The organism is Clostridium tertium (genome assembly GCF_017873245.1).
GTDB classification, from domain to species: domain Bacteria; phylum Bacillota; class Clostridia; order Clostridiales; family Clostridiaceae; genus Clostridium; species Clostridium tertium.
Genome location: NZ_JAGGJY010000001.1, coordinates 447,166 through 466,955, shown reverse-complemented (window position 1 = coordinate 466,955; position 19,790 = coordinate 447,166). Strand labels below are relative to the sequence as shown.

The 19,790-nt window shown below is 25.7% G+C and carries 11 protein-coding genes; 1 reads left to right on the top strand and 10 read right to left on the bottom strand.

Annotated elements, in window-relative coordinates:
• Window positions 1-64 precede the first annotated feature (64 nt).
• The gene (locus J2Z25_RS02215; RefSeq protein WP_209737987.1) at window positions 65-2,125 is read right to left on the bottom strand and encodes an ATP-binding protein; all 2,061 of its coding nucleotides are present in this window, start codon (window positions 2,123-2,125) and stop codon (window positions 65-67) included.
• A 14-nt stretch (window positions 2,126-2,139) separates the two neighbouring features.
• Window positions 2,140-4,215, bottom strand: coding sequence for a tetratricopeptide repeat-containing sensor histidine kinase (locus J2Z25_RS02210; protein WP_209737985.1), 2,076 nt, complete (start codon window positions 4,213-4,215; stop codon window positions 2,140-2,142).
• A gap of 358 nt (window positions 4,216-4,573) precedes the next feature.
• Here J2Z25_RS02210 and J2Z25_RS02205 point away from each other — a divergent pair, with 358 nt between their 5' ends.
• Window positions 4,574-6,958, top strand: a complete 2,385-nt coding sequence (locus tag J2Z25_RS02205) for a family 10 glycosylhydrolase (RefSeq protein WP_209737983.1) — start codon at window positions 4,574-4,576, stop codon at window positions 6,956-6,958.
• A gap of 165 nt (window positions 6,959-7,123) precedes the next feature.
• On the opposite strand, the gene J2Z25_RS02200 is transcribed toward J2Z25_RS02205, so the two are convergent.
• The 8 genes from J2Z25_RS02200 to ssnA form a co-directional block, all read right to left on the bottom strand.
• Entirely contained in the window at window positions 7,124-8,137 is a 1,014-nt protein-coding gene (locus J2Z25_RS02200; protein WP_209737981.1) for a sensor histidine kinase, read from the bottom strand.
• The gene (locus J2Z25_RS02195; RefSeq protein WP_209737979.1) at window positions 8,134-8,805 is read right to left on the bottom strand and encodes a response regulator transcription factor; all 672 of its coding nucleotides are present in this window, start codon (window positions 8,803-8,805) and stop codon (window positions 8,134-8,136) included. The genes J2Z25_RS02200 and J2Z25_RS02195 overlap by 4 nt, the downstream gene beginning before the upstream one ends.
• A 160-nt stretch (window positions 8,806-8,965) precedes the next feature.
• Window positions 8,966-10,972 (bottom strand): ABC transporter permease, encoded by a 2,007-nt coding sequence (locus J2Z25_RS02190; RefSeq protein ID WP_209737977.1) that lies wholly within the window; start codon window positions 10,970-10,972, stop codon window positions 8,966-8,968.
• Window positions 10,962-11,729: an ABC transporter ATP-binding protein gene (locus tag J2Z25_RS02185; RefSeq protein WP_209737975.1), complete on the bottom strand. Its 768-nt coding sequence runs from the start codon at window positions 11,727-11,729 to the stop codon at window positions 10,962-10,964. Before J2Z25_RS02185 ends, J2Z25_RS02190 begins: the two co-directional genes overlap by 11 nt.
• A gap of 192 nt (window positions 11,730-11,921) precedes the next feature.
• Entirely contained in the window at window positions 11,922-12,938 is a 1,017-nt protein-coding gene (locus tag J2Z25_RS02180) for a flippase-like domain-containing protein (RefSeq protein ID WP_209737973.1), read from the bottom strand.
• Window positions 12,939-13,399: 461 nt separating this feature from the next.
• A complete protein-coding gene (xdh, locus tag J2Z25_RS02175; RefSeq protein WP_209737971.1) occupies window positions 13,400-15,958 on the bottom strand; it encodes a selenium-dependent xanthine dehydrogenase in 2,559 nt (852 codons plus the stop codon).
• A gap of 79 nt (window positions 15,959-16,037) precedes the next feature.
• On the bottom strand, window positions 16,038-17,765 hold the full coding sequence (locus J2Z25_RS02170) for a 4Fe-4S dicluster domain-containing protein (RefSeq protein ID WP_209737969.1): 1,728 nt from the start codon (window positions 17,763-17,765) through the stop codon (window positions 16,038-16,040).
• A gap of 173 nt (window positions 17,766-17,938) precedes the next feature.
• Window positions 17,939-19,267, bottom strand: a complete 1,329-nt coding sequence (gene ssnA, locus J2Z25_RS02165; protein ID WP_209737967.1) for a putative aminohydrolase SsnA — start codon at window positions 19,265-19,267, stop codon at window positions 17,939-17,941.
• Window positions 19,268-19,790: the final 523 nt, after the last annotated feature.

Sequence of the window (19,790 nt, the reverse complement as noted above, 5' to 3'; positions counted from 1 at the left end):
TTGTATACTTATATTACATAACCATATAATTTTCTATAGCCTTTTTTATTGTTCATTCAATATGCTATGATATTAAATCACAAAATTCCATTGCAACATTTATATCATTTATATCATAAGTATCCATAATAGTCTTTTTATTTAAATATTGAAACTTTAACTTTGGAAGTAATATTACCACTTCATTCCCATCATCACATTTATTATTAACATATACTTTACCATTTTGAAGTTCTAATAAAGATTTAGCTATTGATAAATCTTTAGCATAAGTATTGAAAGGACAACTTTTTGTATCATTATTAAAAACATTAAATATAGAATTATTAAAACCATTTCCTCTATATTTAAACACTATGTTTATATAGTGTTTTCTTTCTAAAACACTTATTAATATCTCAGATTTTTCGAATGACACCATTAATATATTAGAAAGAATACTAAGTATTATTTTCTCAATTAAATTGGGATCACACTTTATAATTAACTCCTCTATTTCTGTATCAAATATTAAGTTTTGATTTTTAATATTTGCATATTTAACAGACCTTGATATTATATCTTCAATTAAGTATACAATATTAAAATTTTTAAAATCTACTTTTAATTCATTTGCATCTATTTTTACAGCATCAATTAAATTATTTATAGTTTTTAAAACCTTCAAACAATTTTTAATTATTACATTTTCATATTTTAAGTAGTACTCCTTTAATTCACTACTTCCTATACTTCTCATTGTATCTATTAGTTGCACACTTGAATAAATTGAGTTTATAGGATCTTTTAAATCATATGATAGTCTTGAAAAAAACTGTTCTTTTATTTTATCATAATATTTTAATTCATTATATCTATCATTTATTTTAGTAACCTTTTTTTCATTTTCTAGATTAATATCCTTTAAAATTGAATTCATTCTCTTTGTTATCATTAACGCTTTTTCATAATCACCACTTTTTTTATAAGTTGCTTTAATTCCATGATAACTTCTTAAAGTGTATTTAATGTTAAACCTATAAGATATTTTTAATGCACCATTATAATACTCTAAAGCTTTTTGGTAATTTTCCTCTAATACACAAATATATCCTCTTATTATTTCTATCCAATAATCTATATCAGTAAATTTAAAATCCTTATTATATTTATTATAGTTTTCTTCACATTCACTAATTAAATCTTTAATTATTTCCACCTTTTCACTTCCAGAGATTCCCTCAACCAATTCAAGTGCTATTTTTCTACATATCTGTATGTTTATTCTTATTTTAAATTGCTGTTGTTTGCATTTATCTAATTTTTGTACATTTTTATCAAGATATTTAATTAGATTTTCTATATCTTTACCTAGTTTTTTTTCACTTAAATATATTTCTAATATCTCAATAACTAAAATTAATTTTGTCATCATACTTAGATTATCTTTATATTCTTCTATTGTTTTAATAATCATTTCCTTAGCTTCACCTAATCTATTATCAATGGTAAAAATATCCTTCAAATAACAAATTCCAAATGCTATTTCATCATACTTATTGTTGAGCTTTGCATATTCTATAGCTTGTATAAACATCTCTTTTGCTGAATTATACTCTTTAATAGAAAAATATACTTCTCCAAGACAAACATAAATATTAAATGTTTCTTCCCCTTTTAATAAAGATACCATTTCTCTAGTTTTCTTTAAATATTTTTCTATATATTGGCTTTCTCTTTTTTTTAATGCTTCTATATACATAGCTGATAAATATAGCTGAACTAAATAATAATATGACTTTTCCTCTAGAAAAACCTTTTCTGCTAAGTTGAAATACTTCTTTTGAAGATATTTTTCATCAAGCTCTGAATAACATTTAGTCATATATAAATATATTTTTCCTCTCTCATGTGAATCATTTATTTTATTGCTATTTATAGCTCTTTTAAAAAATCTAACTGCCTTATTTTTGTTCTTTTCTAAATAGTAATAAATACCTTTAGCATATTGTATATTTTCATATTTTTTTTCATTTTCTATGTATTTTTGTATTCTGGCCTTAGTTTCATGTAAGTTTTTATTTCCTAATATATTTAAATATCCATGATCTACTTCATTTATTAATTCTGAAAAAAATTCCTTCATGTCTACTACCTCAACTAACTATATAAATCATAAATATCAGATAATTCCACTGATATTTTTTCAACATTTAGTTTATACACTTCTTTTTTATAATCACTCCACTCTCCTTCAACAATCTTATCTTTAGGTAAATTTAATACAAATTCACTTCCATTTTTATACTCAGTATTTAAATATATTTTTCCATTCAATAGGTCTACTAATGATTTTACTAGAGATAATCCTATTCCGCTTCCTTCTTTACTTCTATTCAATGATTTATCAACTTGAGTAAACTTATTGAAAATTTTATCTTTCATCTCTTTTGGTATTCCTATGCCTGTATCTCTTACCCGTATTTCAACTTCATTTTCTTTATCATTAACACTAACTATAATCTTACCGTTTTTAGGAGTAAATTTTATTGCATTTGATAATAAGTTTAAAATTATTCTTTCAACCATATATACATCACATTTTATTATAAGTTCTTCTATATTTGTATCAAATATTACCATAATATTTTTTATTTCTACATATGGAGTTATTGAATTAGTAATTTTCTCTACTAACTCAACTATATTTATATTATTAAAATTAGCTTCATAATTACCTTTATTTATTCTACTTGCATCTATAATATTATCTATAAGTTTAAAGCTTCTTAAACAATTTTGCTTTATGTTATTTTTGTATTTTAAATAATATCCCATGAACTCCCTGTCATCTTTATTTTTATATAAATTTAATAGTTGCACTGACGAGTATATTACATTTATAGGAGTCTTGAATTCATGAGAAATACTCGCAAAAAATTCACTTTTAGTTTTTTCTGACTCTTGTAGTACTTCAAGATTTTTATATAACTCTGCATACTTATCTCTATATTTACTATTATCATATGAAATCATTATAGAATTAGCTTTTTCTAAATATTCCATAGCTAATTTATAGTTACCACCTCTTTCATATGTTTTAGATAATCTTTCATAGATTTTATCAATAAATCTATACCCATATTTTCTAGAAAGGTTTATTAAATTATTATAATGATATAATGCCCTTTCATATTCATTTAACTTATAATATATATCACCATATAGCATTTCTATATATAAATCAAAATTACTAAATCTAAATGAATCTAAATATTTTTCATAAATAGCTTTAGCTTTATCTAATTCATCTAATATATAATTGGGTTTTTCATTTATCTTTATATAGTATCTACATTTAATAAGAATTAAATTAGCTTCAAATTGTTCCCTAATTCTAATTTGCATTTGTTTTATATTTTCTTCAATTAAATGTATCATAGAATTTATTTTATACATATTTAAATTTAAATCTATATATAACGTAGATAATTCCATATAAACTGTTGTAATATGAAATAAAGACAAGCTCTTTGTATTATTCTTTATAATTTTATTAAATAACTCTATTGCATCTCTTCTTTTTCCAATATAGCTATATACAAAAGCTATATAATACATTAATAATACTTGAATATCCTTTAAATTATATTTTTTTGCTAATTTATATCCTTTATTATATAATTCTAATCCCAGTTCATTATCGTTTAATTCAATAGAAAATATCGCCCCTATTTTAAGGTACTGTTCAGCTACCCAATCCTCCTTACTATTCTCTAATATATATAAAGCCTTCTTTAATAAATTTATTCCTTCGCTCTTTTTTTCATTTCTAGTAAATTTATTTGCCAGATTAATATATAAATCTACTAAGGATTCGTTCTTTTTTTCTGATATTAATGTCTTTTCTGCTAGCATTAAATGTAATTCATATCCATTCATATCATTTTTAGCTAAAAACATTTTTGTCAATTCTGCATATACTTGTCCTAAACATATCTTATTTCCATTGTTGATTATCAATTCTCTCTCTAGATTTTCCATTGCATCGTCTATAATTACTTTATTCATATTAATTAATGCTTTTAAATGATATGTTTGTACTTTCTCTATACTTTTTAATCCATCATCTACTTTTTCCAAAGCATTCACAGCACTTGAGTAAGCCTTATTCATGGTGTCATTATTTCTCTTTATCGCTTCTAAGTCTTTGATCTCTTTTTCTAACGTTTTCATGCTATCCCCTTAAATCTAAACATAAACCTAAAATGTACTTCATTTAATTAATTATAATTATATAATTAATTATACATTTCACACTAAATTTTAACAATATATTATTCATTTTCATTCCATATTTATTCAATATTTATAATAATTTCATTTTACTGCTATCTATTCATTAATTTCCAAGCTCTTATCTAAATTAATACTTGCTTATTGAAAAATTATTTCATTTTTTGAAATTGCATCTTGAAATATTAGATCTTGTAGGTTACAATAATATTAACTTGTAAATGTTTCCATTTAATATACTTTTTAATTTAATTTTATTTAGTTCTAAAATTATCTAAATTCATTTAGGAGGGGTATTATGATTAAGAAAAAAGCTTTGACATTATTTTTACTTGCTAGTATATCCAGCCAAGCAATAACTTGGCAAAATTCATTGGCAATAACAAATGAATCACCATTATTCAATTTTAAATCCTATGATTTTAATACAATGGAGGTAACTTATGATGAAACTAAACCTGTATACATGTATAATAATGGGCCTCAAGTAACTATTCCTTATAAATTTATTAATCCCAAAGAACAATTTAGAACAGCTTGGTTATCAACTGTTGTAAATATTGATATTTCTGATGTTACTAGTAATCCAAACCTTTCTGCCGAAGAAGAATTCAAAAATGATCTTTCATCAATTCTTGATAGATTTGAAGAATTAAACTTAAATGCCGTTACTTTTCAAGTAAGTCCAATGCTTGATGCTTGGTATCCATCAGATATAGCACCATGGTCTCAATATCTTCATAAAGGCGGCAATAACTATACTCTACAAGGAAAAGATCCAGGATTTAATGGTTTTGATCCTCTAGAATGGTTGATTTCCGAAACCCATAATAGAGGTATGGAGTTCCATGCTTGGTTTAATCCTTATAGAGTTACTAATACTGTTGATAAAAGACCTGTATCAGAAAAATTAAATGAACTTGCAGAAAACAATTTTGCAAGAAAAAATCCTCATTTAATATACGAATTTCAAAATAAGTTATTTTTAGACCCTGGTAGACCAGAAGTTATTGATTATGTAGTTCAAAGAGTAGAAGAAGTTGCTAATAAGTATAATGTAGATGCAATTCATTTTGATGATTATTTTTATCCATATAAATATAGTGAAAATAATAAAGATATCTACTTTTATACTCAAGATTTAGATAAGCAGACATTTATTGATTACAATAGAGGTTTTGGGGAATACAATATTGAAAATGCTGCTAAATGGAGGGAAAATAATATTGATATTCTTATAAAAGCAATAAAGGATAAAGTTACTGATATAAATATAACTAATAATAGATCTATCCAATTTGGTGTTTCTCCTTTTGGAATATGGGGACATGCCGAAAACTATCTGGAAGGCTCTAATACACCTACAGGATCAACCTCAAGCCTTAGAGATCAGTTTGCTAATACAAGAAAATGGGTAAAGGAAGGTTTAGTTGATTATTTAACTCCTCAAATTTATTGGTCCTTTAACACCGCTGCTGCCCCATATGGCGAATTACTACAATGGTGGGATTCTCAATTTGAAGGAATAAATAACTCTCATCTTTATATTGGCCATCCTAATTATAAATATATAGATGCATCTTGGGATAATAACTTTAAAAATCCATATGAAATAGCTAACCAATTAAGATTTAATCAAAAATTTGAAAATGTTAAAGGAAGTGCATTCTTCTCTTTTGACAAATTACTACCTAAATCAATTGCTACTTCTGGTGATAAGTTTGATATATTGAATCACTCTAATAATATTCTAGAAAAAGACTACTTAAACTTACCTGCTAATGTTCCTGGAAAACCTTGGCTTGATAAATTAGAAACGCTTCCTGTTACTAATGCTAAATATGAGGTTATAGATAATACGATTAGACTAAATTGGGATGATAATAATTCTGATAGCAAATTCTATTGTATATATAGACAAGAAGGCAATTTAGATACAATAGATATTACTAATCCTCAAAATTTAATTTCTAGGAAAGGTATAGAATCAGGAAAAGAGTTTATCGATAGAAATATTGAACCTAATAAGACTTACACCTATGCTGTCACTGTAATAGACAATGCATCTGTTGAAAATGAAGCTAAAATATTTAATAAAGAAGTTTTAGATAACGAAAATGCTGCCTTACCTATTATAGATGCAATTAATAAAATTCCATCCTTAGATTCATTAACATTAGATTATGAATTACTTGTTGCTTCTGCTAGAGCTTTAGTTTCAGCTTTCAATAATGATTCCTATGTTACTAACTTAGATGTATTAGTTGCTGCTGAAAATAAAATAGCACAACTTAAAGAAGAAAAAGCTAAAGAGGAACAAATAGCAAAAGAAAATGCTGCTATTTCTGCGATAGACAAGCTCCCAGCTTTAGAAAGTATAACTTTAGATGATGAAGCTTCTATTAAAGCTGCTAGAAAATTAGTTACTATTGCAAATAATGATTCAGCAATAACAAACTTAGATAAACTTGTAAAAGCCGAAGCTAAAATAAAAGAATTAAAAGAAAATTCCAATATAAACCCTGGTGAAAATAACAATAACAATAATAATAATAATAATAATAACAACAATAATAAAGGTGGTAAGCTTCCTGATACTGGCGGAAAAAACTCATCTATATTATTAAGCTTTGCATCAATGCTTACTATAATTGGAACTACTTTATTTAAGAAAAATAAATAATAAAAATAAATTAATCCTAGCAAGAAAAGAGCTTGTTAGGATTAATTATATATCAACACTTTATTTATTGTTCTTTAAAATTTATTGAATTTGCAGTTAATATATTAATAATATAAAATTTATTTATAAAATTATAATAATTCTATTTTATATGTTTTATATGATTTATTGAAATAATGTGAATTTTCCTAATGGGAAAATTATTTCTACACTTGTACCAACTTTTTCTTTTGATTTTAATTTAATTCCTAAGTCTAATTTTTCGCATAAGCTATTACATAAATATAAGCCAATTCCAGTTGACTTTCCATATATCCTACCATTTTCCCCTGTGAATCCTTTTTCAAACACTTTATCTATATCTCTTTGATTTATTCCTACTCCATTATCTTCTATTATTAGTGAATTACTGTTTTCATTAGATTTAGTATATATAGTTATTTTTCCTCTTCCCTTTTGTGAATACTTAATTGAATTTCCTATAATTTGATTAATGATAAAAGTTACCCATTTTATATCACTAAATATCATTATATCTATTTCTTTAAGGTCTAAAGTTATTTTTTTATTTATAAAATCTCTTGAATTATTTCTTATTGCTATTTTAACAGCATCTGATAAATTAAATTCTTTTATAATGTAATCCTTACTCACATCTTCACTTTTTGAATAATATAGCACCTGTTCTATAAATCCTTCTATTTTTTTTATTTCATAAGATATTTTTGATACAATTTCACTTTCACTATTATCCAATATTAATTTAGTGGAAGCAATTGGAGTTTTTATTTCATGAACCCAAGTTTCAATGTACTCTCTATACTCTACTTGTTTTTCTTTATAATATTTAACATTTTCATTCATGTTCTTATTTGTTTCTTTTAAAACTTCATAAACTATTTTTCCTTCTAAAAATTCAGGTTCTTCAATTACTTCAGAAAGTAGGTATTTCTTATCTAAATTTTCCAAAATAGAAATCATATTTTTATAAAAGCTATTTTGTTTAAAGTACTCTATAAAGATATTTATAAATAAAGGAACTATCCAAGTTGAAAATATCAATATAATATACCACTTATTCACATGTGCAACGAATAAAGTAATAGATAAAATAATAAACAAAGAAATATTTATTATTATTCTAGCTCTTCTATCCTTTATATATTCTAATATATTCATGGCATTATATATCCTAATCCTCTTCTAGTTTCTATAATGTTCTTTAATCCTATTTCTTCAATCTTTTTTCTTAATCTAGTTACATTTACCGATAGAGTATTGTCATCTAAAAATAAATCCGATTGCCATAAAGTGTCCATTAACGCATCTCTAGAAACAATTTTACCTTTATTTTTTATTAAATACGTCAAAATTTTCAATTCATTTTTAGTTAACTCTATAGTATTTGATTTATATGATATACTTCCATTTGCAAGGTTTAACTTTAAATCTCCATAACAAATTACTTCATCAGTAATACTTTTCCCATAGCTTCTTTTTAATATTGCTGATACTCTAGCAATTAATATCTCAGTATTATACGGCTTTGTTATAAAATCATCAGCACCTAAATTGATACTCATAAGTTCATCAACTTGACTATCTCTACTGGTAACCACTATTATAGGAACATCTGATTTTTTTCTAACTTCTCTACAAATATAATATCCATCATAAAGCGGAAGGTTAATATCAAGTAAAATTAGACTAGCATTACTTTTATCAATATATTCAATTATATTTTCAAAAGAGTCTGGAGCCTCGACTTCATAACCATATCTTTCTAGGTATGTCTTAAGCTCTTCTCTGATAGATTCTGAATCTTCAATTATAATGATTTTATACATTTTTACCCCTATACTATTTTTTATTATTTCATATCTTCTAATACGTTTATTATATACCAAAACTTGCTATTTATTATTTAAATCCTAAATATTTTTATTTTACAAACTAAATATTATATTGCCTTCAAAAAAATAGCAACCTTATTAGGTCGCTATTTTTTTATTTATTTTGTTTAACTATGTTTTTATAGCCTGCATATGTTGCATAGAAATAGCCTCCATAAACTGTTACTAAAGTAAACAATGTAATAAATGATGATAACCCTATACTTGGCTTATTAAATAACATTATAAAATCATTTATAACTCTAATTCCTACTATTGAGTGTATTATAGCTAAAGCTAGAGGAACCATAAAGTATATTAAAGTTTGCTTAAATATAGTTTTATTTATCATTTTTTTAGATGCTCCAATTCGTTTAAGTGAGCTGTATCTTTCTTTGCTATCAGCTGCTTCTGATAATTGTTGTAATGATAATATTGCAGCACTAGAAATTAAAAATACTATTCCTAAGTATATTGCAACAAATAATATTACTGTTGTCATTGTTTTATTTGAAGTATATATTTGATCTCTTGTATAACCAAATATAAAGTCTGTATAATCATTTCTTGTATAGCTTCCACTCATAAAATCAGAAAATAATTTAGCATATTTCTCTTCATATTTACCTTCATCGTAGTTAACATTTAAAATTGATCTTGATGGAGTTAAATTGCCTTCAAAACTATCCGGAATAATAACTGTAAAAACATTTCCTGAAATTAAATCGGTATAAAATGAATCTGTAATTAAGTCTCGATTTGCTATTTTATATTCCTTGCCATTTAAAATTATAGTTTTTTCATTTTTAATAAAATCACTTATTTTTTTAATTTTATTTTCAAAACCTGATGCAATTAAAACTTCATCTTTAGATAGAGTTGTCTCTTTCTCTCCCTTTAGATTCATGATTTTATTATAATCTGATATTTTAATAAATTCAATTTTGTTATCTCCAAATCCCTCTATATCCTCTGGACTTTTCATATAATTTTTAAGAATATCCTTTAGCTTCTCATTTGAAACATATTCAGTATATATGATATATTTCTCATCTTCATCGAATTTAAAATTTAATTTTTCTATATTTTCCTTTATATCCTTTGAATTAGATTTTTCATCAAGATGCATAATTGCAGATGCTGAAAATGGTGTTGAATCTTTCAAACTACTTTCTAAAGCATTTTTAAAACTAAGTCCAGTTGAAAGCGTTGTTATTGTCAAAAATAGCATTAATGAAATTAATGTCATAGATACGAAATTAGTATTAATCTTACTAGCTATTTGCCTTAAAACAAATATATTAAGTTCTTTAAAATAAGTCTTTTTATTCTTTTGCACTAAATATATGCTAAATCCACCTAAGCTTATAAAGAATAATAATGTTCCTAAAATTCCTAATACTAAAGACATAAGAAACTTACTATCTTCAGGTTTTAATCCTGCCTTGATTACTAAGTAATATGCTAGCGATAAAGTTATTATTGATAAAATAAATATTATAATGTTTATAATTGGATTTTCAAGCTTTATCTTTTCACTTTTTTTTGAAGCTGTTAACATATCAATTAACTTATATTTTGATACAACAAAAGTATTAAAAATCATAACTAATAAAAACATTATTCCAAAATAAATAGTGCTTTTAAAAATAGCTTCAGATGATATTATAAATTTATATTCTTTCATTCCAACATCAAATAATTTAGCAGTAAATACTGATAATCCTTGTGAAAAAATCATTCCTAAAACAAGTCCTGCTACTAATGATATTATTCCAATAATTAAAGTTTCGCAAAGTAATATTTTAGAAATTTTATTTTTTCCCATTCCTAATGTCATATAAATTCCAAGTTCTTTTTTACGCTTTTTAATCAAAAAATTATTTGCATATATTATTAAACTTCCAAGAATAACTGATACAAAAATTGAAACTCTTCCTATAATTATACTTAACCCACTTATTATTTCTGACTGACTATTGTTAATTTCGAATATTGCTTTTTGTGATTCTATGGAATTAAAGCTATAAAAAATACAAACTGCAAATGTTAATGTTAAAAAATATATTGCATAATCCTTTATACTCTTTTTCACGTTGTTAAATGCTATTTTAGAATACATCTCCTGCATCACCTCCTAAAAGAGTAACTACTTCTATAATTCTATTGAAAAATTCCTTTCTAGAATCTCCTCCCCTTACAAGTTCATTGAATATCTTTCCATCTTTAATGAATAAAATTCTATGTGCATAACTTGCTGTAAATGCATCATGAGTAACCATTAATATAGTGGCTTTTAACTCATTATTAAGAGTTTCAAATGAATCTAAAAGTAATCTTGATGATTTAGAATCTAACGCTCCTGTTGGCTCATCTGCTAATATTAATGATGGGTTTGTCACAATTGCCCTTGCAGAAGCAACTCTTTGTTTTTGTCCACCTGACATTTGATATGGATATTTGCTTAGCACTTCTGTAATCCCAAGATTTCTTGCAATATCTTTTATAAGCTCATCAATTTTATTATGACTTCTACCTTGTATAGTTAGTGCTAATGCTATATTTTCATACGCAGTTAATGTATCTAAAAGATTAAAATCTTGAAATATAAACCCTAGTTCATCTCTTCTAAATTTTTCTAATTGTTTTGATTTTAGCTTTGTAATATCTTTATCATTAATTACAATATTTCCTGTAGTTACAGTATCTATTGTTGAAATACAATTAAGAAGTGTTGTTTTACCGCTACCTGATGGTCCCATTATTCCAACAAATTCTCCTTTTTCAACTTTAAAGCTTATATTATCTATTGCTTTCGTTACATTTTCTTTATTTCCATAATACTTTTCTATTTTTTCTACACTTAAAATATTCTTCATATTATCCTCCATCTTATTAATTATTTTAATGTTTAAATACCTAATATTTTTCTTACAATCATATTTTATCCTAATATTAATTAATTACATATTTATGTAACTTTCATTTATCTTTCATTTTTGTAAGATACCTATAGAAAAAAACAATCCTTTATATTTTAAAGGATTGTTTAATATTTATATATTAACTTTTTAAACTTCTTTATTATTATCAATTTTATTTACTTTATCTTGTTTTGTAAATTTTACTATATTAATAATTTTTCTTTTGACTAATTTAAAAATATCAATATAGTTTTTATCCATTTTAGTTTTAGCTTCATAAATAAATAAAAATACTCCTACAGTTAGTGGTATAATATAATAACTTATGCGATATAAAACTAAAGCTAGTAATGCTTCCTCTTTATTTATTCCTAATGCACTAACCCCAAGTATAAATGATAAGTCAAATCCACCAATTCCTCCTGGCATCATACTAACGATCCCTATAGCTGAAGATACTACGTAAATTGGGAATACTTTTGATAATGGTAATGTATTTCCTAATAACTTTAAAATACTAAATAATAATAAAGCCATTGCTATCCATTCTAAAATTGAAATTATCATTATTTTTATGGTTTTTATAGCATTTTCACGTTTTTCTTTATTTCTACATCTATATACATTATAAATAAAAATTATTGGAGCATATAGTGAAGCTAATCCAATACCTAGTTTTACTAATTCAATCTTATTTAAGCTTGATATGTTTAAAATGGAGTATATCAAGCAAATTGCAGAAAATCCAGTAAAATTTAATAATACTACTTTTGAAACTTCTTTAACTAATTTTGCCTTGTCCTTAATATAAGGTGAATAAAAATGACTTTTTAATGCTATTGCAGCAGTTCCTCCAAATCCTACTATACTCGAAATAGAACTCGCAATCCAAGAAGATTTATAAAGACTCTTGTTATCTAAAGAAATATCACAGGTATCCTTAATTATAAAATCATATAAAGATAATGGTAAATATGATACTAACCCTAAAATTACAATAATACTTAAACTTATAAAAGAAAGCTTGTCTTTATATATGTAAAATGTATGTGTATCAAAATCTGAAAATAGCTTTTTAAACTGAATAAGTATTATTGTCAATATAGTAAGTACAAAAGCTACTTTCATCCATACCTTTACCTTGTCTTCTACTTTAACAAACATATAAATTCTCCCTACAAAATCAATTTATACTATACATAAAAATTTATTTATCTAATCCTTATTAGTATATCTCAATAATGAGGTAAATTCAAAATATTTTTATTAATTACTATAATTTTTAAATAAATCTGCTTCAAAATTTGAATTAATATTTAATATGTCTACTTTGAATATATTTTACAAATTAAATTTTTCTTCATCATATCCAGCAAATACTACTAAAGCAACAACAGTTAAAACATCTTTTATTTTTCTCATAAAAAATCATCTCCTAATATCAATTTATAAATTTATTATATTTTTCCTTTGTAGTATTTATATATATTACTTATATCTTTCAATTATGTAACCTTTATTATTTTTTATAAAAAAATCATCTTTTGGGTAAATGATAAATTAATTTATCTTATATTACTCAAAAAGATGACTTTATAGTATTAGTATTTAATTATTTTTATAAATTATTTTTTTGCTTTCTTATAAAAAGTATTTTCTAATGGTAATTTAGTCCTAAACTCACCATCTAACTTGTAGTATGCCCCTTGCATTGCTGGAGCAGCTGGAACAACAACAATTTCTCCAACGCCTTTTGCTCCATATGCTAAGCTAGATTTATTCTTTTCAATTAATATGGTTTCTATTTCTGGAACTCCTGTTGATCTAAATAATCCTAAGGTTCCCAATTTAGCTAATGGAACTCCATTCTTTAATGGATAATCTTCTGTTAAAGCATATCCAAGTCCCATAACCACTCCACCTTCAATTTGACCTTCTACAGCTATAGGATTTACAGCTCTTCCAATATCATGAGCTGCAACTACTTTCATTACCTTACCATTATCATCTAAAACTACTACTTGAGTTGCATATCCATAAGCAACGTGACTTACTGGATTAGGCTTTGTACTCCCCATTGGATCTGTATCTGAAACATATTCTCCATAGAATTCTTCACCCTCAAGCTCCCCCAAAACTTTATCCTTTAAAGCATCTTTTAGTTTCAGAGCTGCTGCTCTTGTTGCTTCTCCTGTAAATACAGTTTGTCTTGAAGCTGTTGTTGTTCCTGAGTTTGGTGTAGTAAAAGTATCTGGATTATCTACTGAAACTTCCTTTGGATCTATTCCTGTAGTTTCACAAAGAATTTGTGTTGCTATTGTACCAACACCTTGTCCAATACAAGCTGCTGAAGTTCTTATAACAGCCTTACCATCCTTAATTACTATTCTACATCTACCTGTATCTGGAATGCCTACACCTAAGCCAGCATTTTTAAATGCACAAGATATACCGACATTTTTATTATTTTCAAAAGCATCTTTTACAGCTTCTAAAGTTTCTACTAATGCAGTTCCTTCATCAGCAATTTGTCCATTAGGTAAAACTTGACCTGGTCTAATTGCATTTTTATATCTAAACTCCCATGGTGAAATTCCTACAAGTTCTGCAAGCTTATTTATGTTACATTCATTTGCAAAAGCTGATTGAGTAACTCCAAATCCTCTAAATGCTCCCGCCGGTGGATTATTAGTATATACGGCAATACCTTCTATTTCCACATCTTGATAATTATAAGGTCCAGCAGCATGAGTACAAGCTCTTTGTAATACAGGTCCCCCTAATGATGCATAAGCTCCAGTATCTGAAATTATTCTTGCCTTCATTCCGGTTAAAATTCCATTTTCATCACAAGCTGTAGTAAATTCCATTTCCATTGCATGTCTCTTTGGATGGATTATTATACTTTCTTTTCTGCTTAATACAACTTTTACTGGCTTCTTTGTATAGTAAGTTAAAAGTGCCGCATGATGTTGAACACTCATATCTTCCTTACCTCCAAATCCTCCTCCTACAAGCATGCTTTTGATTCTTAATTCACTTGGATCTAAGTTTAGAAGCTTTCCTATTTCACGAAGTTCATCATAAACCCCTTGTCCACCTGTATATACTGTTAGAATTCCATCTTCATAATTAGCAACTGCACATTCTGGTTCTAAAAAAGCATGTTCAGTTGGTGGAGTGCTATACTTTTCTGTTACAACATATTTTGAATTTTTTATAGCCTCATCAGCATCTCCTCTTTTTAGATATTGCCTACTTAATATATTTCCACTTTCATGAACTTTAGGCGCATCATCTTTCATTCCCATTTCTGGATTTATTACAGGTGAAAGTTCTTCGTAATCTACTTCTATAAGATTTAATGCTTCTTTTAATATCTTTTTATCTCTTGCAGCTACTAAAGCAACAGCATCTCCTAAATATCTAGTTTCTTCCCCAATATCTATCATCGCTGGCCAATCTTGAACTAAATGACCTATAAATCTATCCCCTGGTATATCTTTTGCCGTTAAAACAGCATAAACACCATCTAATGCTTTTGCCTTTGATGTATCTATATTTTTAACTAATGCTCTTGGATATTTTGATCTTAATGCAGATCCATAAAGCATTTCATCAAAATATAAATCATCTGCATATTTACCAATTCCTAAAGTCTTAACTTCAGCATCAATTCTAGGTAAATTTTCTCCTACCAATCCTTTACAATATACTTTAGGTACTTCTTCATTATTTCTTAAAAGTTCTGCAACTAAATTAATAGCTTTTATAATTTTTACATATCCAGTGCATCTACATATATTCCCTTTAAGAGCATTTTTTATCTCTTCTTCAGTAGGATTTAAATTTTTATCAAGTAATCCCTTTGCACTTATAACCATTCCTGGAATACAAAATCCACATTGTACTGCTCCACATTTACCAAAGGCATAAGCAAAAACATCTCTTTCTCTTTCACTAATTCCTTCAACTGTGATTACATCTTTATTTTCTAATCTACTTAACTTTTGAATACATGCTCTTTGTGCTATACCATCAATTAATACCATACAAGCACCACAAGCACCTTCTGCACAACCATTTTTTACGGATGTCAATTGTGCTATATCTCTTAAATAATCAAGTAAACCCATATCTTCATTTACTGATACATTTTTACCATTGAGCTTAAAACTATACATTTAATTTGCTCCTCCCAATTATCAAAATAATAATTTTAGTGTTTTATAAATAAAAAATCTTTTTGATAACTTATTATACTTAGTTTTTTCGTTCTTCTTTTAAAGCATTTCCTTCATCAATATAATAAGAATAATCTTTTAAAATTGTTTCAGCAGTAATTTCTAATTTACTCTTTTCTTCTTTTGAATTAACTACATATATATATTCTTTTCCTTCTTCTCGTAATAAGAATTTATCTTCTTCAATTCTTAATAATCCAGTATTCTTCGAGTTATTAAATTCTTCTAAATTCTTATAAATAGTTACTTTCTTAAGATAAGGGAATCCACCCTTTGGGCAGAACATATGACAGTTCCCGCATTCATTACACATATTTTCAACGTGAGCTATTTGATAATTAGCTGAAAGTCCTTCAACAGGTACTCTCATATTAGCCCTATTTGGACACACATCAACGCAAATTCCACAATTCTTTAAACAATCAAAAGTTTCTAATTTATCTTCTAAAACTTTACCATTACCTTTGTTTTTATAATTAGAATCATTCTTTGCCTTATCTGCTAATTCATTTAAAGCTTCAATATTTAATCCTTTAGGTGCATGTCCTGCTTTTTTCATTTCATTTAATACAGCAATATTATTTATATATCCTTTTGGTTGCAAAAATAGCGTAGCTATAGTAATAGGTGTAATTCCAGTATTAAATACATCTAACACGTTATTTTTATCTATTCCTCCTGATATGGACATATTTATGTCCTTAAACTCACTAGCAATATTTTTAGCTACATTTATTGCTATTGGATAAAGCGGTTTTCCAGACATATACATAGCATTCCCCGGCATAATATTTCTGTTATTAACTACAGGTAATGTATTTGTTAATTTCACTCCAAATGTTACATCATTTTCTTTACCTATTTGCAATAGTTTAGCTATTATTTCTTTAGCCATATCAAATTGTAAATCATGTTCAAAGTCTTCTCTGTTTAACTCGATATCATTGTATCCTAGATCATCTAATATTTTTCTTACAGCATCATATCCTAACAACGTAGAATTACATTTTAATAATGTATTTATCTTTTTATTTGATAATAAGTGAGTTGCTATATCTAAAATTTCACTTGCTTTACATCCATGCATTGTTGAAAGTGTAATTATATTTGTAATCTTTGAACTTATCTTATCTATATCTTCTAATTTAAATTTTTTAAAATTATTTATATTTTTCTTTAATACTTCTATACATTCTTTAAAAGCCTTAGTATCTTTTGATTCTTTAAGATCATCAATAAAGTCAGAAATCTTTTTTGATTGAATTCCTTTAAGATCATATCCTACACTTATATTAAGTATAAAATCTTTTACATCAGATAATCCAAGCTCAATTCCCATTACTTGCAACAATACAGAGGCTTTAATATACTCTTCTTTTGCTTCTTCAACTGTTAATTCTGTAGACCATTCTACATTGTATCCTACATTTTTAACATCAATACAAGGTCTTGCTATCATTTCTTGCATTTCTTTTCCATCTACTATTTGAACAGTCTTAGGTTCAAAATATCTACAACCTGTTAAATAAGCTGCTAAAAAGTTTTGAGTTAATTGTGTATGTGGGCCTGCTGCAGGACCTACTGGGAATCTTAAATACTCACTGCAAAAATTCATTTCTATACTATTATCAATATCTCTATAAAAATCCTTTTCTTCTATTCCAAATATTTTTCCTTTTGTATAATAATCTTTAAGAGTTATCTCAAGAATTTTTTCAAAAGACATTACTTTCATTACATCGCTCATAATTGTTCCACCTTTCTTAAAACAAATTTAATATGACTTCCTATCACTATAATTTTTAATTATTAACAAATTTTGATATAAGTTTACTTACTCTATCACTTCTATTAAAGTTAATACGAACTTTACTATTCCCATATACGTAAAAAACTTATTAAACATATAATTAAGAACTCTTACATTTGATCCCATAACTTTTGAGCTATTTTTCTCGAATCTGCAAATATTTTTTCTTCATCTATATTTACTAACTCTCTATTTTTCATAACAATTTTTCCATTTATAATAGTTGTTATTACAGATCTTCCTGTAAATCCAAAAAGCATATGACCATTTATATTACTTGCATTCATAGGAGTTAGAGGATTGTAATCAACTATAATCACATCTCCATAAGCTCCTTCTTTTAATATCCCAAGATCTTTATTAAAAAATATATTTGTTATATTTCTATTATTTTCAAATAACAGCTTAAATGTTTCATTAAAAGCTACACTTGGATGACATCTATTATGTCGTTGTATTATAGGGAAAACCTTCATTGATTCAAACATATCGCTAGTATATCCATCAGTTCCCATTCCTATATTTATACCTTTATTTATCATTTCTAATACTGGAGAACACCCAACTGCATTTCCCATATTAGACTCTGGATTATTAACTACATTTGTATTAGTATATTTTAACAATTCCATTTCCCTATCATTTATATGGACACAATGAACTGCTAAAGTTTTTTCTCCTAAGATATTAAAATCATGAAGTCTTTCAATGACTCTTTTTCCACTGCTCTTTAAAGACTCATGTAAATCTGATATTCCCTCTGCAGCATGAATATGAAATCCTGAATTTAAGCCTTGAATTTCTTCAGCACATTTTTCTAAAGTTTTATTACTTAATGTAAAAGACGCATGAAGTCCAAATAGGCCTTTTATCATATCACTTGAATCTTTATTAGCATACTTAATAAAGTTTACGTTTTCATTTATTCCTTCATCAGTTATTTTATATCCATCTCTATCTGATACTTCATAACATAATGAAGTTCTAATTCCAAGTTCCTTAGCTACATCCCCTATAGTAAATAAACTACCTGTTATACTCATAGGACTTGCATGATGATCAAAAACTGTAGTAACACCATTTTTAATACAATCAATATATGTTGTGTAAGCACTATATTTTGTATCTTCAAGTGTCAACTTTTTATCTAGTTTCCACCAAAGTCTTTCTAGTATTTGATTAAAATTTTCTGCTGGTTCTTCTTTTGCATCCATACCTCTAGCAAAGGCACTATATATATGATGATGTGTATTTATTAATCCCGGCATTATAACCTTACCTTTAGCATCAATAAATTCATAATCCTTATATTTAGCTTTTAAAATTTTATAATCTCCAACTTCAATAATTAAATTTTCTTTTATAGCAATAGCTCCATTATTTATAATGGGATTATTAATATCCTGGGTTATAACTATACCATTACCAATTAAAATCATTTATTATCCCTCCAGTATAATATAATTAAAATTATATTTAGCATTATCCATGCCAATTTCATAAAATTATTCTTTTACTTAATTTTATTTTAATTATTTTTATTAAAGTACTTTTTCAGTTTTAAACATTATTTAAATTGATATTCTTATATATATTTAAATTGATACTCTAAAAACAAATAAATATATTATATTAAATGTCTAATATGTCTATTGAAAAGAGTAAGCTTGAAATATTATATGATTTTAAAATATAGCAAATCCTTACGACAGTACTTTAATTAAAAACACTCTAATAATTAGAAATTATTAATAAGTTATTTATAGTCTTATTCGAATATAATATTAATTTTATTACTACTAAATTTAGGTTTATTATCAATTTAGTAATTGTAATTATCATTTTAAGAATTAAAGATGATAATATGTAAGTTTTTTTATTCTATTTCTTTATTCCAATACACTAAAAATTTAAATATATATGCTTAAAATTAAAGAAATGAATATATAATAAATATATTTT